Consider the following 20,531-nt stretch of genomic DNA (forward strand, 5'->3'; position numbering starts at 1 on the left):
GAGAGACCGGCTGGTCCAGTTTATGGGTTAGCCGCGCACTTGTCCGGAACCGCGCGCGAGCCACTTGGTGCTGGTCAGCTCGCCGAGGCCCATCGGACCGCGCGCGTGCAGCTTCTGGGTCGAGATCCCGACCTCGGCGCCGAAGCCGAACTCGCCCCCGTCGGTGAAGCGCGTCGACGCGTTGGCCATGACGACCGCGGAGTCCACTTCGGCGAGGAATCGTTCCGCGTTGCGGGTGTCGGTGGTGACGATCGACTCGGTGTGACCGGTGGAGTACCGGCGGATGTGCGCGAGCGCATCGTCCAGGGAGTCGACGACGCGCACGGCGATGTCGAGGCTCAGGTACTCGGTCGCCCAGTCCTCCTCGGTCGCCGCGACGACGTCGGACGTGAGCGAGGCCACGGTCTCGTCGCCGTGCACCGTGACGCCCTCGGCCTGCAGCGCGGGAACCACGACGGGCACGAGGCGCTCCGCTGCCGGGCGCAGCACCAGAACCGTCTCGACGGCGTTGCACACGCTCGGGCGCTGCACCTTGGCATTCACCACGATGTCGCGCGCCCAGTCCAGGGGGGCGGACTCATCCAGCACGATGTGCACGTTGCCGGCGCCCGTCTCGATCACGGGCACGCTGGACTCGGTGACGACCGTCTCGATGAGCGAGGCGCTGCCGCGGGGGACGAGCACGTCGACCAGGCCGCGCGCCTGCATCAGGGCACGGGCGCCCTCGCGCCCGAAGTCGTCGACGGACTGGATCGCCTCGGGGGTCACGCCGGCGGCATCCAGCGCATCGCGCATGACGCGCACGAGCACGCTGTTCGACTCCTTGGCGGCGCTGCCGCCCCGCAGCACCACGGCGTTGCCCGAGCGGAGGGCGAGCGCCGCGATGTCGACCGTGACGTTGGGCCGCGCCTCGTAGATCGCGCCGACCACCCCGAACGGCACGCGCACCTGCTCGAGCGCCACGCCGTTGGGCATCCGGTGGCCGCCGACGACCTGGCCGACCGGATCGGGAAGCGCGGCGATCTGCCGCACGGCATCGGCGAGGGCGGTGACGCGCTTCGAATCCAGCCGCAGCCGATCGATCAGCGATTCGCCGATGCCGTCGGCACGGCCCCGCTCGATGTCCTGCCCGTTGGCGCGGATGATCTCGTCCGCGGCATCCACCAGCGCCTTCGCAATCGCTTCGAGGGCGCTCCCCTTGTCGTCGCTGGTCAGCCGGGCCGTTGCGCGCGAGGCGTCCTTGGCGCGCACCAGGCGAGCGTGCACGTCGTCGATCTGGATGGCAGAGGCGGGTGCGCCGGGGACCGGCACGCCGCCCACGGCGGTCTCGACTGCGGAAAGAGTCACCGTTTCAGTGTATCCAGGGGCCCTGTCATGGGCGCAGCCGTGTCGGGCCGGGGCTCGAACCAGGTGCCGATGGGTGCGCCTTCGAGCGCCTCGCGCACGAGATCGGCGCTCGTGACGAGCACTCCGATTCCGGATGCGGCGGCGAGGCGTGCCGCGGACACCTTGGTCGCCGCTCCCCCGGTGCCGACGCTGTTCACCACGACCGACCCGAACTCCAGTCCTCGTAGATCGTCATCGTGCGCGATGGTGTCGATGGGCTCGGCACCCGGGTCCTGCGGTGGGCGGGTGTATAGCGACTCGATGTCGCTCAGCAGGATGAGCACGTCCGCGGAGATGAGGTGCGCGACGAGCGCCGCCAGCCGGTCGTTGTCGCCGAAGCGGATCTCGTGCGTGGCCACGGTGTCGTTCTCGTTGACGATGGGCAGGATGCGGAGGCCGAGCAGTCTCTCCATCGCACGCTGCGCGTTGTTGCGGTGCGTCGGGTTCTCGAGGTCGCCGGCGGTGAGGAGCACCTGGCCGGCGACGATTCCGAATCGATCGAGCGAGTCCTGATAGCGGTAGATCAGCACGTTCTGCCCCACGGCCGCGGCAGCCTGCTGGGTCGCGAGATCGCTGGGTCTGGCGTCGAGTGCGAGGTACGGCATCCCGGTCGCGATCGCACCGGATGAGACCAGGATGACCTCCGTACCGCGGGCGTGAGCTGCCGCCAGCGCGTCGACGATGAGGCCGATGCGCCATGCGCCGTCCCCGCTGATCGAGGAGGATCCCACCTTCACCACGACACGCCGCGCGGCGCGGACGTCGGCTCGTGCGACTGCGGTCACTCCTCGCCCTCCTCGTCCCTGCGGGCCAGCCGCTGGGTCTCGAGTTCGGCGCGGGCCTCGGCCTTGGCGTCCATGCGGTCGTGATAGGTCTCGCGGCGCTGCGTCGTCGTCCTGCGGCCGCCTTCGTACAGACGCGGGTCGGTGCCGCGGGGGGCGGAGATGAGCTCCGCGGCCGAGGACACCGTGGGCTCCCAGTCGAAGATGACCCCATCTCCCTCGCCGATGACCACCGTCGAACCGGGGGTGGCACCCGAGCGGTACAGCTCGTCCTCGACGCCGAGGCGCTCGAGGCGATCGGCGAGGTAGCCCACCGCTTCGTCGTTCGTGAAGTCCGTCTGCTGCACCCATCGCACCGGCTTCTCGCCGAGCACGCGGTAGATGTTCCCGTACGTTCCGCCCTCGACGCGGACGGTGAACTCCTTCTGGGCGCCGCGCGGGCGGATCACGATCTTCTCAGGCGCGGGCGTCGCGGCCAGCGCGGCACGGTGCTCTTCGATGATGCCGCCGAGGGCGAAGGTGAGCTCGCGAAGACCCTTGTGCGCGACCGTCGAGATCTCGAACACGCGGTAACCGCGGGCCTCAAGCTCCGGCCGCACCATCTCGGCGAGGTCCTTCGCTTCCGGCACATCGATCTTGTTCAGCGCGATGAGCTGCGGCCGCTCGAGCAGCGGCGTCTGCCCCTCGGGCACCGGGTAGGCGGCGAGCTCCGCGAGGATGACGTCGAGGTCGCTGAGGGGGTCGCGACCGGGGTCGAGGGTCGCGCAGTCGAGCACATGCACGAGCGCCGTGCAGCGCTCGACGTGACGGAGGAACTCCAGGCCGAGCCCACGGCCCTCGCTCGCGCCCTCGATGAGACCCGGCACGTCGGCGACGGTGAAGCGGATGTCGCCGGACTGCACCACGCCGAGGTTGGGGTGCAGGGTCGTGAAGGGGTAGTCCGCGATCTTCGGACGTGCGGCGGAGATGGCCGCGATGAGGCTCGACTTGCCTGCCGATGGGAAGCCGACGAGGGCCACGTCCGCGACGGTCTTCAGCTCGAGGACGAGGTCGCCCTCCCAGCCGGGCGTGCCGAGCAGAGCGAATCCGGGGGCTTTGCGCTTGGGCGAGGCGAGTGCGGCATTGCCGAGCCCGCCGATGCCGCCGGGAGCGGCGACGAACCGCATGCCGGGTTCGATCATGTCCACGAGCGTCGTGCCGTCGACATCCTTCACCACGGTGCCGACCGGTACGGGGAGCTCGAGCGACTCGCCCTGCGCGCCGGAGCGGTGATCGCCCATGCCGAAGCCGCCGTTGCCTCCCGCGCGATGCGGCGAGTGGTGGTACGACAGCAGCGTCGTCACCTGGGGGTCCGCGACCAGGACGACGTCGCCGCCGTGTCCGCCGTTGCCGCCGTCGGGTCCGGCGAGCGGCTTGAACTTCTCGCGCTTGACCGACACGCAGCCGTTGCCACCCTTGCCCGCGCGGAGGTGGAGCGTCACCTCGTCGACGAATGTGACCATGTGTGCCTGCCCCCTAGCGGGTTGAAGTTGTGGAAAAAGCAGAACGGGACGGGCCGAAGCCCGCCCCGTTCGAGTGCTGTGTACGAGTGATTACTCGGCGCCGACAGCGGCGACGATGTTGACGACCTTGCGGCCGCCCTTGCGACCGAACTCGACGGCACCGGCCTCGAGGGCGAAGAGCGTGTCGTCGCCACCGCGACCGACGTTGGCGCCGGGGTGGAAGTGCGTGCCGCGCTGGCGGACCAGGATCTCGCCGGCGTTGACCTTCTGGCCGCCGAAGCGCTTCACGCCCAGACGCTGGGAGTTGGAGTCGCGACCGTTACGGGTGGAGCTTGCGCCCTTTTTGTGTGCCATGTCTGAGTCTCTTCCGTGCTTACTTGATGCCGGTGACCTTGACGCGCGTGAGGTCCTGACGGTGTCCCTGGCGCTTCTTGTAGCCGGTCTTGTTCTTGAACTTCTGGATGACGATCTTCGGGCCGCGCAGCTCGCCGAGCACCTCGGCGGTCACGGTCACCTTCGCGAGCTTGTCGGCGTCGGTGGTGACATCGTCACCGTCGACCAGGAGCACGGCGGGGAGCACGATGTTCTCGCCCTGCTTGGCCTTCTGGCGGTCGAGGGTCACGATCGTGCCGACCTCGACCTTTTCCTGGCGGCCACCGGCGCGCACAACTGCGTAAACCACTTCACACCTGTTTCGTTGGGGAGCACGGGGCTCCGGATATCACGGAAGTCTTTGCTTGCGGATGCAAGGGTGCGGAAGCAACGCTCTTGTCGTGGCTCTGAACGGTCGAGGCCCGGGGGCTGACGACCATGCGGCGCCACAAGACGCACCAAAGGACTACTTTACCTGACGCTCGCGCAATGTCGCAAAGCGAGCGCTGTGCGTGTCGCCCCCGCGACCGCATTCACGGCGGACTCCCACTCTCGCGCCGCGCATAGGATCATCGCGTGACGATCCTCGTGGACCAGGCGATGTGGCCGGCGCACGGCCGGCTGTGGGCCCACCTGATCAGCGACTCGCATCTCGACGAACTGCACGCGTTCGCCGAGGCGAACGGCATCCCCCGCCGCGGATTCGATCGCGATCACTACGACGTTCCCGCCGAAGCGCTCGGGCGGCTGGTCGCCGCCGGGGCGCGGCCGGTGAGCGGGCACGAGCTCGTGCGCGCCCTCATCGCCTCAGGACTGCGCGTGACGGCGCGCGAGCGCCGCGACGGCCGCTGACCTACTCCTCCCCCTGGGGAGCGTGCACCACGGGTGTGCCGCTGAGCGCCGCCGTCGTCACGCGGCGTCGCGACCGCCCCTGGCCTGGCGCCTTCGGCTCCGGCAGGGCCTTGAGCACCGAGTCCAGCAGCTGGTCGGCCTCCGTCTTCGGGGCGCGGTCGGCCGGCTGGCGCTTCTTGCGTGTCTTCTTCGGCCGCTCGGCGGGCTCCTGCTCCAGGGCCGCGGGTGCGTCGGGCGCGGCCACGTCCGGGGCCACGGTCACGACATCCGGCTCCGGGTGCGGGGCGGCGATGGTCGACGCGGCGATCTGCGCGAGCGCGGACTTCATGCCCTCGGTGATCATGTGGGTGCCACCCGATGCGCCGTTGCCCGAGGAGGTCGAACCTCCGCGGGCGGGGCGACGGGCCGACGTCCCGTTCTGCGGCGCCGCCGAGCGGTGCCGGACGACGGGATCGTGGTGCACCACAACGCCGCGGCCCGCGCACACGTCGCAGGGCTCGCTGAAGGTCTCGAGCAGTCCCAGCCCGAGCTTCTTGCGCGTCATCTGCACGAGCCCGAGCGAGGTGACCTCGGCCACCTGGTGCTTGGTGCGGTCGCGGCTGAGGCACTCCACGAGTCGGCGCAGCACGAGGTCGCGGTTGGACTCGAGCACCATGTCGATGAAGTCGACGACGATGATGCCGCCGATGTCGCGCAGTCGCAACTGGCGGACGATCTCTTCCGCCGCCTCGAGGTTGTTCTTGGTGACGGTCTCTTCGAGGTTGCCGCCGGTGCCGACGAACTTGCCGGTGTTGACGTCGACGACCGTCATGGCCTCGGTGCGGTCGATCACGAGCGAACCGCCGGAGGGCAGCCACACCTTGCGGTCCAGCGCCTTCTCGATCTGCTCGGTGACCCGGAATTCGTCGAACGGATCCGCGTCGCTGTCGTAGCGCTCGACGCGCTCCAGCAGGTCCGGCGCGACGCCTCGCAGGTAGCTCTCGATCGTGTGCTGTGCGTCATCCCCCTGGATCAGCATCCGGGTGAAGTCCTCGTTGAAGACGTCGCGGACGATCTTCACCAGCAGATCGGGCTCCGAGTGCAGGAGCGCCGGTGCCTGAATGGTCTCGAGCTGCTCGCTGATGTGCTGCCACTGGCCGGTGAGCCGCTGCACGTCGAGCGTCAGCTGCTCCTCGGTGGCGCCTTCGGCTGCGGTGCGCACGATGACGCCGGCCGATTCCGGGAGCACCTCCTTGAGGATCCGCTTCAGGCGTGCCCGCTCGGTGTCGGGAAGCTTGCGGGAGATGCCGTTCATCGAGCCGGCTGGTACGTACACGAGGTAGCGACCGGGCAGCGAGATCTGACTCGTCAGGCGGGCGCCCTTGTGGCCCACCGGATCCTTGGTGACCTGCACGAGCACGCGGTCGCCCGACTTGAGGGCCAGCTCGATGCGACGAGGCTGGTTCCCGGTCTCGACGGCATCCCAGTCGACCTCACCGGAGTACAGCACAGCGTTGCGGCCGCGGCCGATGTCGACGAAGGCCGCCTCCATGCTCGGCAGCACGTTCTGCACGCGGCCGAGATAAACGTTTCCGATGAGCGAGGCATCCTGGTTGCGTGCGACGTAGTGCTCGACGAGCACCTTGTCCTCGAGCACGGCGATCTGGATGCGCCCGTTCTTCGAGCGGACGATCATCTCGCGGTCGACGGCCTCGCGGCGCGCCAGGAACTCGGCCTCGGTGACGACGGGACGGCGGCGTCCGGCCTCGCGACCGTCGCGGCGGCGCTGCTTCTTCGCCTCCAGGCGAGTGGAGCCCTTGATGCGCTGCGGCTCGGTGATGTACTCCACCGCGCGCTGGCGGGTGCGCGGCTCGCGCGCTGGGCGCTCGGCCGGGGCAGCCGCGTCGGTCTGCACGTCGTCGTCACGCGTGTCGCCTCGGCGACGGCTGCGGCGGCGGGCGGATGACGGGGTCTGCTCCTCGACGTCATCCCGGTCATCCTGCGGCGCTCGTTCGGGCAGCGGGGCGATCTCGGGTGCGTAGAACAGGAGCTGCGTGGAGACCTGAGAGACGAAGACCTCCGGGAGCAGGCCGAGGCTCACCGCCGTGACAGGGCCGGGCTCGGGGTCGGGCTCGGCATCCGGTTCGGCGTCGGCATCGGGCCCGCCGCCGGTGGGCAGCTCCACGTCCGGGCCTTCCAGCGGCTCGGGAAGCCATTCCGCATCGGTGCCGGGGGCGTCTCCTCCGGCGTCGGACGGCTCGGGCTCGCCCGTGGGCAGCTCGACGTCGGGGCCTTCGAGGGGCTCCTGCGTGGGCTCTGGAGCCGGTGACGGTGCCGTGGCAGCGGGCTCACCGGCTTCGGCCGCTCCCGCTGGATCCGGCGTCTCTACTGCCGGCTGCGTACCTTGATCTGCGTTGTTCTCGTGGCGGTCAAGGGTGTCATTGCTCTCATCAGCCATCACTGGCACTCCCTGCGGGGCGACATCCGCGCGTCACCCGGCGAAATCTCAGGCGGTGCCGCACCTGCGGTGCCGCGAACTCACTCGGTCTGCGACCGGCTCCTGGCTCTGGTCGCGGGGCATTCGTCGCCCCGAAGTCTTCTGCGATGCGGTTCGCGGCGCGGCCGCGGATGCATCGACAGCCATTATCGCACTAAACCATGGGATCGCGTGTTTCCGCCACGCATGCGGTGCCCGCCACCCGTGGTGCGCACGGCTTCGTCCCGGAAGGCGATGCCATAATCCGAGCATGCCGGAACAGCGCACCCGCCCGACCGCCCTCGCCGTCTGGCTGATCGTCGCCGGCGCAATCGGGTGGTGGGCGGCGTTCCAGCTGACGCTCGAACGGTTTCAGCTGCTGGCCGATCCGGATGCGGCGCTGGGCTGCGACTTCAGCATCCTGGTGCAGTGCCGGGCCAACCTCGAGTCGTGGCAGGGCGAGCTGTTCGGATTCCCGAATCCGATCCTGGGCCTGTCGGCGTGGATCGCCCCGATCGTCGTCGGGGTCGCCATCCTCGCCGGCGCGCGCTTCGCGCGGTGGTTCTGGCTGCTCTTCGAGGCCGGGATGGTGCTCGCCCTCGTCTTCGTGATCTGGCTCATCACGCAGAGCATCTTCGTGCTGGGCACCCTGTGCCCCTGGTGCATGGTGACGTGGCTCGTGACCATCCCCACCGTCTACGCGGTCACGCTGCACGTGCTGCGCAACGGCGCGGTGCCGGTTTCCGCCGCGGTGCGACGGCGCGCCGATCACCTCATGGGATGGGTGCCGCTCTTCGCGGTGCTCAGCTACGCGGTCATCGCGGTCCTCGCGCAGCTCCGCCTCGACGTGATCGGCAACCTGTTCTAGCTGCGCTGCACTTTCCTGTCGACGCGTCGCGAATCGACGCAGCGCGTGCAGGAATGTGCCGCGCGAGCTACGGGAACCAGATGTCGAGCTCGCGCTCCGCAGACTCGGTGCTGTCGCTGCCGTGCACGAGGTTCTGCTGCACCTTGAGGCCCCAGTCGCGGCCGAAGTCGCCGCGGATCGTGCCGGGCGCCGCGGTGGTCGGGTCGGTCGTGCCGGCGAGCGAGCGGAATCCCTCGATGACGCGGTTGCCCGCGAGCCGGATCGCGACGGAGGGTCCCGACATCATGAACTCGAGCAGCGGCTCGTAGAACGGCTTGCCCTCGTGCTCGGCGTAGTGCCGCTCGAGCACGTCGCGGTCGGGCTCGGCGAGGCGGATGTCGACGAGCGAGTACCCCTTCGCCTCGACGCGGGCAAGGATCGCGCCTGTCAGGCCGCGGGCGACGCCGTCGGGCTTGACGAGGACGAGGGTCTCTTCGGTGGCCATTGTCAGTCACTCTCTTTCGGGGTCTGGGGCTGCGTCCGGTGATCCTGCTGCTGCGACGGGGAATCGGGGCCGGATGCCGAGCGAGCCTCGATGCGTGCTCCACCGATCGTCGCATACGCCCACATGCCGCCGAAAACGAGCGCGATGAGCAGGAACGCGGGGACGAGGAACGCACCGAGCGCGACGAGCAGCTGCAGCACCCAGCCGAAGGCGATCGCCCAGCGGTGATGCAGCATGCCGGCGGTCAGGACCATCAGCACGGCGAGGACCGACCCGGCCACGACCCCCCACCAGGACGGGATCCCCTCAGGGAGCACGTTGAGGCCGTAGACCACCAGGCCACCGAGGAAGACGACCACGGACTCGAAGCCGAGCACGATCGCGCCCAGATTCTCCACCAGGGTCCTGCGGCGCCGGGGGCGCGGGGCGGGTTCGGGCGCCGTTTGGGCGGTCATGCGTCGAGCCCTGCCTTCCACCCCTCGGCCGACGCGACGGCGATCGCTTCTCCCGCGAGCACGACCGAGCCGGCGATGACGACGGCCCGGCGGTCGGATGCCGCGGCCCACTCCCGCGCCGCCGCGGCGGCGTCGGCGACGTCGTGGTGCACGGTCGTGGCGAGTCCGTGGGCCTCGGCCAGGTCGGCGATCGTGTCGGCATCGCTCGCGCGATCCGAGTCCGGCGCCGTCGCGAAGACGTGCGCGGCGCGGGGGGCCAGGGCATCCACGATGCCCGCGGCATCCTTGTCGCCCAGCACTCCGAGCACGACACCCCACTCGTCGAAGTCGAACGAATCGGTCAGCGCGGAGGCCAGCGCCCGCGCGCCGTGCGGGTTGTGGGCCGCGTCGACGAGCACCGTCGGGGCCACGCCCACCAGCTGCAGGCGCCCCGGCGAGAGCACCTCGCTCAGGCCCTCGGCGAGGATGTCGCCGGCGATCGGCTGCCGGCCACCGCCGATCAGGGACTCGACCGCGGCGATCGCCAGGGCGGCGTTCGCGCCCTGATGCGCGCCATAGAGCGGCAGGTACTCTTCGGGATAGGTGCCGGCGAGGCCGCGGACCGAGATGAGCTGACCACCGACGGCCAGGCGGTCATCCGTCAACGCGAACTCGCCGCCCTCGAAGGCGATCGATGCCTCACGGGCCGCGGCGGCGGAGCGCAGCACGGCCTCGGCCGCGGGGTCCTGCTTCGCGGAGACGACCGCGGCGCCGTCCTTGATGATCCCCGCCTTGACGGAGGCGATCTCGCGGATGGTCTCGCCCAGGCGGTCGGCGTGGTCGATGTCGATCGGCGCGAAGACGGCCACGTCCCCGTCGGCGGTGTTCGTCGAGTCCCAGGATCCGCCCATCCCGACCTCGAGCACGAGCACGTCCACCGGGGCATCCGCGCAGGCGACGAACGCCAGCACGGTGAGCAGCTCGAAGAAGGTCAGCGGCGCATCGCCCGCGGCCTCGAGCTGGGCATCCACCAGGTCGACGAACGGCGAGATCTCGTCCCACGCGTCGGCGATCGCGGCATCCGAAACGGGCTCGCCGTCGATCATGATGCGCTCGGTGAACCGCTCGAGATGCGGGCTGGTGAAGAGGCCGGTGCGCAACCCATGCGCCCGCACGAGGCTCTCGATGATGCGGCTGGTCGACGTCTTGCCATTGGTCCCCGTGACGTGCACCACGCGGTACGTGCGCTGCGGATCGGCGAGCAGCTCGAGCACACGGGCGGTGCGCTCGACGCGCGGCTGCACCCACCGCTCGTCCTGACGCTGCAGCAGGGTTGCGTAGACGGCATCCGCCCTCGCTCGGTCGTTCACGCGGACGCCCCCAGCTTCTCGGCCGAGACGAGCCTCTGGACCGACACCCTGAAGGCGCCGGCGTTCGCGAACGCACCAGCGGCGAACTCCGCCGAGTGATCGGGCGTTCGTCCATCGAGCTCCTCGCCCAGCAGCGTCTCGCCCGCGGAGCCCCGCACCGAGAACTCGATCGCCAGGGTCTCCCCGGCGACGTCGGCGACGTCGAAGGCCGACGCGACCGCCCGGGCGTCGTCGCCGTCGGCGAAGGCCAGTTCGAGACGGATCCGGTCGCTGACGTCGAAGCCGGCCGCCTTGCGCGTGTCCTGCACGGCGCGCACCACGTCGCGCGCCAGCCCCTCGGCGGCCAGCTCCGGCGTCATGGTCGTGTCGAGCAGCACGAAGCCGCCGCCGCCCCCCTCCGCAGAGGGGAGCAGGGCCAGAGCCTCGCCCTCCGGGCGTCCCGTGGTTTCGAGCACGAGGTCGTACTCCCCCGGCTCGAGGACGATCCCGCCGGCGGTCACGACGCCGTCGGCCTCGCTCCAGTCGCCGGCGCGTGCTGCCTGGATGACCTGCTGCACCTGCTTGCCGAGGCGGGGACCCGCCGCGCGCGCGTTGACCGTGAGCCGGTGGGTGATGCCGTACTCGACGGCCGTCTCGGGTGCGAGTTCGACGAGCTCGACCGCCTTGACGTTCAGTTCGTCGCGCAGGATGTCCTCGAACTGCGCGAGAGCCGCGACATCCGCCGCCACCACGGTCAGCCTCCCGAGCGGCAGGCGTACGCGGAGCCCCTCCTTCTTCCGAAGGGCGTTGGCGACGCTCGACAGCTCGCGCACGGCATCCATCGCGGCACGGATGTCGGCGTGGTGCGGGAAGGCATCCGCATCCGGCCAGTCGGTGAGGTGCACGCTGCGCCCGCCCGTGAGTCCCTGCCACACGCGCTCGGAGACGAGCGGGATCAGCGGCGCGGCCACCCGCGTGAGGGTCTCGAGCACCGTGTAGAGGGTGTCGAAAGCCTCGTTGCTCTGTCGGTTCGCGGCATCCACGCCCGTCCAGAAGCGGTCGCGCGATCGCCGGATGTACCAATTCGTCAGCACCTCGGCGAAGTCGCGCAGCTTGCCGGCCGCGGTCGTCGAGTCCAGCCCCTCGAGGTCTGCCCGCACGCCGCGCACCAGATCGCCCGTGAGCGCCAGGATGTACTGGTCGAGCGGGTCGGTCGACGCCGTGCTCCACCTCGCGTCGTACCCGCTTCCCTCCGGGCCGCCCGCTGCGTTGGCGTAGGTCGAGAAGAAGTACCACGAGCTCCACAGCGGCAGCAGGAACTCCCGGACGCCCTGGCGGATGCCCTCCTCCGTGACGACGAGGTTGCCGCCTCGCAGCACCGAACTCGCCATCAGGAACCACCTCATCGCGTCCGACCCGTCGCGATCGAAGACCTCGGAGACGTCGGGGTAGTTGCGCAGCGACTTCGACATCTTCTGCCCGTCGCTGCCCAGCACGATGCCGTGACACGAGACGCCCGTGAACGCCGGACGGTCGAACAGCGCACCCGAGAGCACGTGCATGACGTAGAACCAGCCGCGGGTCTGGCCGATGTACTCGACGATGAAGTCGGCGGGCGAGTGCTCGTCGAACCACTGCGCGTTCTCGAACGGGTAGTGCACCTGCGCGAACGGCATCGACCCGGAGTCGAACCACACGTCGAGCACGTCCTCGATGCGCCGCATCGTGCTGCGTCCCGTGGGATCGTCCGGATTCGGGCGCGTCAGGTCGTCGATGAACGGGCGGTGCAGGTCGACCTCGCCCTCCGCGTTCCGCGGCAGCCGCCCGAAGTCGCGCTCGATCTCCTCGAGGGAGCCGTACGCGTCGATCCGGGGATACTCGGGGTCATCGCTCTTCCAGATCGGGATCGGCGAGCCCCAGTACCGGTTGCGGCTGATCGACCAGTCCCGGGCGCCGCTGACCCACTTGCCGAACTGCCCGTGCTTGACGTTCTCGGGCACCCAGGTGATGTCCTCGTTCAGCTCGACGAGGCGGTCGCGGAAGTCCGTGACCCGCACGAACCAGCTCGACACCGCCTTGTAGATGAGCGGGTTGCGGCAGCGCCAGCAGTGCGGATAGGTGTGCTCGTAGCTCGCCAGGCGCAGCAGGCGGCCGTTCTGGCGCAGGATGCGGACGAGCGGCGTGTTCGCGTCCATCCACAGCTCGCCGGCGACATCCGTCACCATCGGCAGGAATCGTCCGCCGTCATCGAGGGAGATGATGGTCGGGATGCCGGCGGCCTCGCCGACCCGCTGGTCGTCCTCGCCGTAGGCCGGCGCCTGGTGCACGATGCCGGTGCCGTCGCTGGTCGTCACGTAGTCATCGACGAGGATGCGCCAGGCGTTCCGGGTCCCCCAGGCCTCCTCGTCGGCGTAGTAGTCGAACAGCCGGTCGTAGTGAACGTCGGCGAGTTCCGCGCCGGTGAGACGCGCGTCGACGGCGGCCGCGGCATCCGCTGCACTCTCGTACCCGAGGTCCTTGGCGTAGTTCGGCAGCAGCTCCTCTGCCAGCAGGTAGCGATGCGATTCGGCCTCAGCGGCCTCGTCGTCGCGATGCACGTCGGCGGCGCCGAGCGGGCCGCCGGGGACCACGACGTACCGGATGTCGGGGCCGACCGCCAGCGCGAAGTTGGTGGGCAGCGTCCATGGCGTGGTAGTCCACGCGAGGGCGCGCACGCCGGTCAGGCCGAGGCTCTCGGCCTTCACGCCCACCAGCGGGAACGTCACCGTGACGGAGGGATCCTGGCGCATCTTGTAGACGTCGTCGTCCATCCGCAGCTCGTGCGCGCTCAGCGGCGTCTCGTCGCGCCAGCAGTAGGGCAGCACGCGGTAGCCCTCGTATGCGAGGCCCTTGTCGTAGAGGGTCTTGAACGCCCAGAGGACGCTCTCCATGTAGGTCGTGTCGAGCGTCTTGTACCCGCGCTCGAAGTCGACCCAGCGGGCCTGACGCCCGACGTAGTCCTCCCACTCGCGGGTGTAGGCGAGCACGGACTCCCGCGCCTTCGCGTTGAAGGCGTCGATGCCCATCGCCTCGATCTGAGCCTTCTCGCTGATGCCGAGCTGATTCATCGCCTCGAGTTCGGCCGGCAGTCCGTGCGTATCCCAGCCGAAGACGCGGTCGACCCGGTGGCCGGTCATCGTCTGGAATCGCGGGAACACGTCCTTGGCGTAGCCGGTCAGCAGATGTCCGTAGTGCGGGAGCCCGTTCGCGAACGGCGGGCCGTCGTAGAACACCCACTCGGGCGCCCCGTCGCGCTGCGCGATGCTCGCCCGGAACGTGTCGTCGGCGCGCCAGAACTCCTGCACCTCGGCCTCGATGGCCGGAAAGCGGGGGCTCGGCGGGACGTCGGGTCCTGATTTGGGATACGTCATGTCACTCCAGCAGGTTGCGATGCTTCCTGCGAGGACGACCCTCCCGTTCGGGAAACCCGCGGTACCACCCCGCTTAGCGCGCCCCGTCGAAACCGGCGAAGCGCACTCGCTCTTCCTGCGGCTGTGACGGGCCTGCCCCGTTCGGTTCTACTGAGCCCCGGAGGGGACCGTTCTTCCGAAGACTCCCCGGTGATGGCCGGATCGGTGTCTGTGCGTCGATTCTAACGGGCGAGGGACCCTCCTCGCCCTCCGCCGCGAGAATCGGTCCGGCGGCACGGAATCGGCGCGCCGCACGGAGGCTCGGTCGCCGTGCGACTTTCGACGTCGCGGCGGTTGTTGGACGGGATCCAGCAACCGCCAGGAGTGGCAAGATGGATGCCCGTGACCTCTTCTGCAGCATCCGCCGCCTCCGCATCCCCCGTCCGCCGCGTCGCCTGGGCGTCGATGGTCGGCACATCGCTCGAGTCCTTCGATTTCTACGTCTTCGCCTACTTCTCGGCCTACTTCATCGGCCCGCTGTTCTTCGAGCCGCTCGGACAGTTCGGCGCACAGCTGCTCGCGTTCTCGACGGTCGCCGTCGCGTTCCTCGTGCGCCCCATCGGCGCGGTGATCTTCGGCTACATGGGCGACCGCCTCGGTCGCCGCACGACGCTGCTCTGGACCGTCGGCGTGATGGGCGTCGCGACGGGCCTCATCGGGCTTCTTCCGACGTACGCGCAGGCCGGCTGGGTCGGCGCGGTGCTGCTGGTGCTGCTGCGCATCGCCCAGGGTCTCTCGCTCGGCGGCGAGTGGGGCGGCTCCATTCTGCTTGCCACGGAGCACTCCGGTCCCGTGAAGCGCGCGTTCTATGCATCGATCCCGCAGCTCGGCTCGCCCGTCGGCTCGATCCTCTCCGCAGTGCTGTTCATCGTCATGACGATCGCGCTGCCCGCCGAGGAGCTCGCGGCCTGGGGCTGGCGCATCCCGTTCCTCGTCGCATTCCCGCTGCTGCTGGTCTCGCTCTACCTCCGCTGGTCGATCGAGGAGACGCCGGTCTTCAAGGAGGTCGTCGCCGAGGATCGCCGCGAGCGGGTGCCGTTCGTCACGCTGTTCACCGCCGCCCCGAGCGCCGTCGTGATCGCGATCGGCGCGGCCCTGCTCGGCATCGGCTCGTACTCGCTCATGAACACGTACACGATCAACTACGGGGTGGAGCAATTGGGGTTCAGCTTCCAGGACCTGCTCGTCGCGACGACCATCGGCGGGCTGTTGCAGCTCGTCACGATCCCGCTGTTCGGATCCTGGGCGATGCGGATCGGATCGGCGCGCGTCGTCGCCTGGGGCGCGCTCGGCACGCTGCTCATCACCTTCCCGATGTACTTCCTGCTCCAGTTCGCGACCTTCCCCATCCTGGTCGCGACGATGATCATCGGCGGCATCCTGCCCACCATGTCGTGGGCCGCGCTCGGCGGGCTGATGAACGACCTGTTCCCCGACCGCTTCCGCTATTCGGCGCTGTCGATCTCGTACGCCATCGCCGCGACGATCAGCGGATTCATCCCGGCCCTCACCTTCTGGATCGGCGACTCCACCGGCTTCGCGTGGTGGCACCCCGGGGTCGTGCTTGCGCCCATGGCGCTCCTCACCCTCCTCGCCGCGTGGGCGGCGGGGCGGCGCAAGCCCGTGCCCGAGGTGGAATCCGAGCCGGAATCCGCGACCCGGACGGTGTCGGCGTCGGTCCCGGCGTAGCGTGGGGACATGGCCCGGACCACCACTCCCCTCGCGCCACGCATCGCAGCGCCCGACCTCCCCGGGGACCTGGGCGAGGGTGTGCTCCGCCGCGGGGCGCATGTCGACGCGGCGCTTCTGGAGGGACTGTCGGGGCGGGTGGATGCGCCGCACGCCCACCTCGTGGAGAGCATCGTGCGGGGTGCGGATGTCGAGCGGCTCGACCTCGGCGGGTCTTCGCTGACGGATGTCGAGATCGAAGACCTGCGCGGCGTCGACGTCTCGTTCCGCGAAACGAGGTGGCAGACCGTGCGGATGACGGGCGGCCGCATCGGCACGCTCGATCTCTCGCGTTCCGACCTCAACGGCGTCGAGCTCCGCGGGATGCGGGTGGACTACCTCACGCTGGCCGGGGCCACGGCATCCGACCTGCTGCTCGTCGACTGCACGCTGGGCTCGCTCGATGCGCCCCAGGCGAAGCTCTCGCGCGTGCGCTTCGAGGGCTGCCGCGTCGACGAGGTCGACAACCGGGACTGGCGCATCGAGCACGTCGACCTTCGCGGCCTCGAGGCTGTTCGGTATCTCGACATGGCCGCCCTGCGCGGCGCGACGCTCAGCGAACGCCAGGTCACGGCCCTGGGTCCGGACTTCGCCGCCGCGGCCGGGGTGCTGATCCGCGACTGAGGGGGTGGGGCGACTGAGGGGCGGCTTCCGGGCAGGCCCGGCGGCCTAGGCAAGGTCGGTTTCGGGAGGAGATCCGGCTTCGGGAGGACCGCTTCGCCCCGCACTCATCCTCCCGATCCTCGATCTCCTCCCGAAGTCGCCGCGACGGGCGTCGAAGGAGCGCGCGACGAAAGTGCGGGGATCCGTGAACGCCCCGCGGCGGCTCGGTCCATGTCCGCGGCAGCGCCGCTCAGATCGCGCGGTGCAGGCCCTGGGCGATCGCGCGCATGATGAGATCCTGCACAGAGGGCCATTGGTCGATGACTTGGGTGTATCCGACGCGGATGACGTGATAGCCGAGCAGCATCAACCGTGCATCGTGCGCTATATCGGCCTCGCGCTGAGCACCCACGTGGTGGGCGCCGTCGATCTGGAAGACGAGTCGATCGCCGATGAGGAAGTCGACTCGGTGTCCGGCGAGCCAAGGCTGGGCGATGATCGGCAGCTGCAGCCAACGAAGGCGATCCCGAAAGAGCGACTCCAGTCCCGAATCGGAGAACGGATGCGCGTCGGCGAGTATCGTCCGAGCCTTCGGCCCCAGCGGGAGGCGAGCGAGCGCGACTCGATCGACCATCCCCCGTCGCAGAGCCGATTCCCAGATCACCAAGGCCCTTTCCGACGGCTGGCAGTCCGCCACCAGAGCCAGCACATCCTCGAGGGCTCCCGGAACCCGCGGAACGAGCGGCGCGGCCCAGTGCACTGTCGCGTCGAGGGCCGCGACATGGCCGGCGTGCTGCGGAGCGGCGACGTGCGGTTCCGCTCCGGCGAGGACCCAGAGACCAAGCCGCCGAGCCTGGGTGATGCAGGACACGACCACGCCGGCCCGTGCCGCTGCGATCAAGTATGGGTCGGCATCCGGAACAGCGACCCACCCGCGCCGGACCCGCACCAACACCCCGGTGGAAACAGCCCGTGCCACCGCGTGCTCCGAGTGGCCGGCGCGACGCAGGCTGCGGACCGGGACCACGCCGCCCTTCGCGCGGGTGAAGGCAGCGGCATCCATCGCTCGATTCTGCTCAACAGACTTCGAGCGCACGGGCACGGCAGGGTCTACGGGGACGAAGTCCCACCTTGGACCCACCTGGGGAGGAGCGCGCGCTACATGTCCTTGCGCGCGCGCCAGGCGGCCTTCGGGAGGAGATCCGGCTTGGGGAGGAACGTTCTGCGGGAACCGGCCCTCCCGATGCCGGATCTCCTCCTGACGCCGGCAGCGCCCAGCGGTGGGCAACCGACCCGCGGGCACGCCCGAGCAACCACAGCTCGGAGGGACCCGCCGACCGGGTCCGCACGCGGCCCGCGTAGAATGGGCCGACATCCCACACTCAGGCACGTACACACCGTGCCGCCTATATCGCTCAGGAGACCCCCATGGCCGACGCGCAGATTCCCGACAAACCAGCCCTCGAAGGTCTCGAAGCGAAGTGGTCGCAGAAGTGGGAGGCCGACGGCACCTTCCTGTTCGACCGCCTGGGCGCGGCAGAGGTCGGCCGTGCGGGCATCTACTCCGTCGACACTCCCCCGCCGACGGCATCCGGCTCGCTGCACATCGGCCACGTGTTCTCGTACACGCACACCGACATCAAGGTGCGCTACGAGCGGATGACGGGCAAGACCGTCTTCTACCCCATGGGCTGGGACGACAACGGCCTTCCCACCGAGCGCCGCGTGCAGAACTACTACGGTGTGCGCTGCGACCCGTCGCTGCCCTACGACGCCGGCTTCGCTCCCCCGTACGAGGGCGGCGACAACAAGAGCTCGCGCGCAGCCGACCAGATCGCCATCAGCCGGCGCAACTTCATCGAGCTGTGCGAGCGCCTGACCGTCGAGGACGAGAAGGCCTTCGAGGCTCTCTGGCGGGACCTCGGCCTCTCGGTCGACTGGACCCAGACCTACCGCACCATCTCGGACGAGACGATCCGCACGTCGCAGCTCGCCTTCCTGCGCAACCTCGAGCGCGGCGAGGCCTACCATTCGCTCGCGCCGACCCTCTGGGACATCGACTTCCGGTCCGCGATCGCGCAGGCCGAGCTCGAGGACCGCGACCAGGCCGCCGCCTATCACCGCATCGCCTTCCATGGGCCCGAGAACGACGTGTTCATCGAGACGACCCGTCCGGAGCTGCTCGCCGCCTGCGTGGCGCTCGTGGCGCATCCGGATGACGAGCGCTATCAATCGCTTTTCGGCACGACCGTGCGGACGCCCGTGTTCGACGTCGAGGTGCCTGTTCTGGCGCACCACCTGGCGCAGCCCGACAAGGGCTCGGGCATCGCCATGATCTGCACCTTCGGCGACGTGACCGACATCATCTGGTGGCGGGAGCTGGACCTGCCGAACCGCACGATCCTCGGACAGGACGGCCGGGTCCTCCCCGACGCCCCGGAGGCCGTCACGAGCGAGACGGGGCTCGCCGCCTACGCGGAACTGGCGGGCAAGACCGTGTTCAGTGCGAAGAAGCGGATGGTCGAGCTGCTGCAGGAGTCGGGCGAGCTGATCGGGGATCCGAAGCCCTTCACCCACGTGGTGAAGTTCTACGAGAAGGGCGACCGGCCCTTGGAGATCGTGTCGACGCGCCAGTGGTACATCCGCAACGGCGCCCGCGATGAGACCCTTCGTGACACGCTGATCGGTCTCGGCCGGGAGGTGGATTGGCATCCGGAGTTCATGCGCGTCCGCTACGAGAACTGGGTCAACGGGCTCACGGGCGACTGGCTTGTCTCGCGTCAGCGATTCTTCGGCGTGCCGATCCCCGTCTGGTATGCCCTCGACGACAACGGAGAGCGGGACCACTCCCGCGTGCTCGTGCCGGAGGAATCGCAGCTGCCGATCGACCCGTCGAGCGACGTGCCCCCCGGCTACACGGAGGGCCAGCGCGGCATTCCCGGCGGCTTCGAGCCGGAGCTCGACATCTTCGACACCTGGGCGACGTCCTCACTGACCCCGCAGCTCGCGGGCGGGTGGGAACGCGATGAGGAGCTCTGGAACCTGGTGGCGCCGTTCGACCTGCGTCCCCAGGGGCAGGACATCATCCGGACGTGGCTGTTCTCCACGATGCTGCGGAGCGCGCTCGAGGACCGGAAGGCGCCGTGGCGGGATGCCGCCATCTCGGGCTTCATCGTGGACCCCGACCGCAAGAAGATGTCCAAGTCGAAGGGCAACGTCGTCACCCCCGCCGACATCCTGCACCAGCACGGTTCGGATGCCGTGCGGTACTGGTCGGCATCCTCTCGACTGGGCACGGATGCCGCCTTCGACCCGCAGAACCCGACGCAGATCAAGATCGGCCGTCGCCTCGCGATCAAGGTGCTGAACGCGGCGAAGTTCGTGCTGTCGTTCCCTGCGGCCGAGGGCGCCGAGATCACTCATGCGGTGGACGCGAGCATGCTCGCGACGCTCGACGGAGTCATCGTCGAGGCGACCAAGGCGCTCGAGGCCTACGACCACGCGCGCGCTCTCGAGGTCACTGAGCAGTTCTTCTGGACGTTCTGCGACGACTACCTCGAGCTCGTCAAGGAGCGCGCCTACGACCGCACGGACGTCGGTCAGGCATCGGCCGCGCTGGCGCTGCGCATCGCCCTGTCATCGCTGCTGCGACTGCTCGCCCCCGTGCTCGTGTTCGCGACCGAGGAGTCCTGGTCCTGGTTCAACGAGGGCTCCGTGCACACCGCCCCATGGCCCGCGCCGCTCGGATCCGACGGCGACCCGGCGGTGCTGGCGGCCGCGAGCGCAGCGCTCGTCGGCATCCGTCGTGCGAAGACCGAGGCGAAGGCTTCGCAGAAGACGCCCGTCGCCCGTGCGACGGTCACCGCACCGGCTGAGACGCTGAACGCCCTGCGGTTCACCGAAGGCGATCTTCGCGCCGTGGGACGCATCAGCGACCTCACCTTCGTCGAGGGCGATGCCCTCACCGTGACATCCATCGAATTGGCACCCGCACAGGAGGCATGATGCAGCTCGGAACTCGCTGGACCTCGGGAGACGAACCGCCGGCCGCCGTGCCGAAGGAGCTCCGCTCGGCGATCGCCGAGGTCGACGACACCTACGTCCTGACATCCGACGGGGCCCCACGGCCCCGCTGGACGCTCACGTGGCTCGAGGGGCGACCCGTCGCTGAGCTCGACAGCGGGGTCATCGTTCGCCTGACGGCGGAGGGCGAGGCCGTCGTCGAGCACGACCCCGACACCGGCTTCGGCGGGCACTGACCCGCCGC

At 69.6% G+C, this 20,531-nt stretch carries 17 protein-coding genes; 6 read left to right on the forward strand and 11 right to left on the reverse strand.

The genetic code is table 11. The annotated features are described in order from the left end of the window. Positions 1-27: 27 nt before the first annotated feature. The 5 genes from ACPW96_RS11635 to rplU all read right to left on the reverse strand — a co-directional run bounded on the left by ACPW96_RS11635 (position 28) and on the right by rplU (position 4,352). Positions 28-1,275, reverse strand: a complete 1,248-nt coding sequence (locus ACPW96_RS11635) for a glutamate-5-semialdehyde dehydrogenase (protein ID WP_425883390.1) — start codon at positions 1,273-1,275, stop codon at positions 28-30. A 68-nt stretch (positions 1,276-1,343) separates the two neighbouring features. Then, positions 1,344-2,171 carry a glutamate 5-kinase gene (proB, locus tag ACPW96_RS11640; RefSeq protein WP_425820500.1) on the reverse strand — a complete coding sequence of 276 codons (828 nt, stop codon included), beginning with the start codon at positions 2,169-2,171 and terminating at the stop codon, positions 1,344-1,346. Then, on the reverse strand, positions 2,168-3,670 hold the full coding sequence (gene obgE / locus ACPW96_RS11645) for a GTPase ObgE (protein WP_425820499.1): 1,503 nt from the start codon (positions 3,668-3,670) through the stop codon (positions 2,168-2,170). Before obgE ends, proB begins: the two co-directional genes overlap by 4 nt. A gap of 90 nt (positions 3,671-3,760) precedes the next feature. Beyond that, positions 3,761-4,024: a 50S ribosomal protein L27 gene (gene rpmA, locus ACPW96_RS11650; protein WP_425820498.1), complete on the reverse strand. Its 264-nt coding sequence runs from the start codon at positions 4,022-4,024 to the stop codon at positions 3,761-3,763. Positions 4,025-4,043: 19 nt separating this feature from the next. Further along, a complete protein-coding gene (gene rplU, locus ACPW96_RS11655) occupies positions 4,044-4,352 on the reverse strand; it encodes a 50S ribosomal protein L21 (protein WP_425820497.1) in 309 nt (102 codons plus the stop codon). A gap of 266 nt (positions 4,353-4,618) precedes the next feature. On the opposite strand from rplU, the gene ACPW96_RS11660 reads away from it, so the two are divergent. Beyond that, positions 4,619-4,894, forward strand: a complete 276-nt coding sequence (locus ACPW96_RS11660; protein ID WP_425883258.1) for a DUF4031 domain-containing protein — start codon at positions 4,619-4,621, stop codon at positions 4,892-4,894. A gap of 1 nt (position 4,895) precedes the next feature. Here the strand turns inward: ACPW96_RS11660 and ACPW96_RS11665 are convergent, their stop codons facing one another. Next, the gene (locus ACPW96_RS11665) at positions 4,896-7,331 is read right to left on the reverse strand and encodes an Rne/Rng family ribonuclease (RefSeq protein ID WP_425883260.1); all 2,436 of its coding nucleotides are present in this window, start codon (positions 7,329-7,331) and stop codon (positions 4,896-4,898) included. Between the two features lie 289 nt (positions 7,332-7,620). Between ACPW96_RS11665 and ACPW96_RS11670 the strand changes: the two genes are divergently transcribed. After that, positions 7,621-8,217 carry a vitamin K epoxide reductase family protein gene (locus ACPW96_RS11670; protein ID WP_425820494.1) on the forward strand — a complete coding sequence of 199 codons (597 nt, stop codon included), beginning with the start codon at positions 7,621-7,623 and terminating at the stop codon, positions 8,215-8,217. A gap of 67 nt (positions 8,218-8,284) precedes the next feature. Here the strand turns inward: ACPW96_RS11670 and ndk are convergent, their stop codons facing one another. From ndk to ileS, 4 genes are read right to left on the reverse strand one after another with little or no spacing between them, the layout of a single operon-like run. Beyond that, positions 8,285-8,701: a nucleoside-diphosphate kinase gene (gene ndk / locus ACPW96_RS11675; protein ID WP_425820493.1), complete on the reverse strand. Its 417-nt coding sequence runs from the start codon at positions 8,699-8,701 to the stop codon at positions 8,285-8,287. A 2-nt stretch (positions 8,702-8,703) separates the two neighbouring features. Next, positions 8,704-9,156, reverse strand: a complete 453-nt coding sequence (locus ACPW96_RS11680) for a DUF4233 domain-containing protein (RefSeq protein ID WP_425883261.1) — start codon at positions 9,154-9,156, stop codon at positions 8,704-8,706. Continuing rightward, a complete protein-coding gene (locus tag ACPW96_RS11685; RefSeq protein WP_425883263.1) occupies positions 9,153-10,505 on the reverse strand; it encodes a bifunctional folylpolyglutamate synthase/dihydrofolate synthase in 1,353 nt (450 codons plus the stop codon). The genes ACPW96_RS11680 and ACPW96_RS11685 overlap by 4 nt, the downstream gene beginning before the upstream one ends. Continuing rightward, entirely contained in the window at positions 10,502-13,894 is a 3,393-nt protein-coding gene (gene ileS, locus ACPW96_RS11690; protein WP_425883265.1) for an isoleucine--tRNA ligase, read from the reverse strand. Before ileS ends, ACPW96_RS11685 begins: the two co-directional genes overlap by 4 nt. A 381-nt stretch (positions 13,895-14,275) precedes the next feature. On the opposite strand from ileS, the gene ACPW96_RS11695 reads away from it, so the two are divergent. Both ACPW96_RS11695 and ACPW96_RS11700 read left to right on the forward strand, forming a co-directional pair. Then, the gene (locus ACPW96_RS11695) at positions 14,276-15,622 is read left to right on the forward strand and encodes an MFS transporter (RefSeq protein WP_425883267.1); all 1,347 of its coding nucleotides are present in this window, start codon (positions 14,276-14,278) and stop codon (positions 15,620-15,622) included. 9 nt (positions 15,623-15,631) lie between these two features. Next, positions 15,632-16,285: a pentapeptide repeat-containing protein gene (locus ACPW96_RS11700; RefSeq protein WP_425883268.1), complete on the forward strand. Its 654-nt coding sequence runs from the start codon at positions 15,632-15,634 to the stop codon at positions 16,283-16,285. Between the two features lie 229 nt (positions 16,286-16,514). On the opposite strand, the gene ACPW96_RS11705 is transcribed toward ACPW96_RS11700, so the two are convergent. Then, positions 16,515-17,327 (reverse strand): DUF559 domain-containing protein, encoded by an 813-nt coding sequence (locus ACPW96_RS11705; RefSeq protein ID WP_425883270.1) that lies wholly within the window; start codon positions 17,325-17,327, stop codon positions 16,515-16,517. Between the two features lie 380 nt (positions 17,328-17,707). Between ACPW96_RS11705 and valS the strand changes: the two genes are divergently transcribed. Continuing rightward, complete coding sequence (gene valS, locus ACPW96_RS11710; protein ID WP_425883392.1) at positions 17,708-20,269, forward strand: valine--tRNA ligase; 2,562 nt, start codon at positions 17,708-17,710, stop codon at positions 20,267-20,269. Beyond that, positions 20,269-20,523 carry a hypothetical protein gene (locus ACPW96_RS11715; RefSeq protein ID WP_425820485.1) on the forward strand — a complete coding sequence of 85 codons (255 nt, stop codon included), beginning with the start codon at positions 20,269-20,271 and terminating at the stop codon, positions 20,521-20,523. The genes valS and ACPW96_RS11715 overlap by 1 nt, the downstream gene beginning before the upstream one ends. The last annotated feature ends 8 nt before the right edge of the window (positions 20,524-20,531 follow it).

This window comes from Micromonospora sp. DT81.3 (genome assembly GCF_049847225.1).
Classification (GTDB): domain Bacteria; phylum Actinomycetota; class Actinomycetes; order Actinomycetales; family Microbacteriaceae; genus Microbacterium.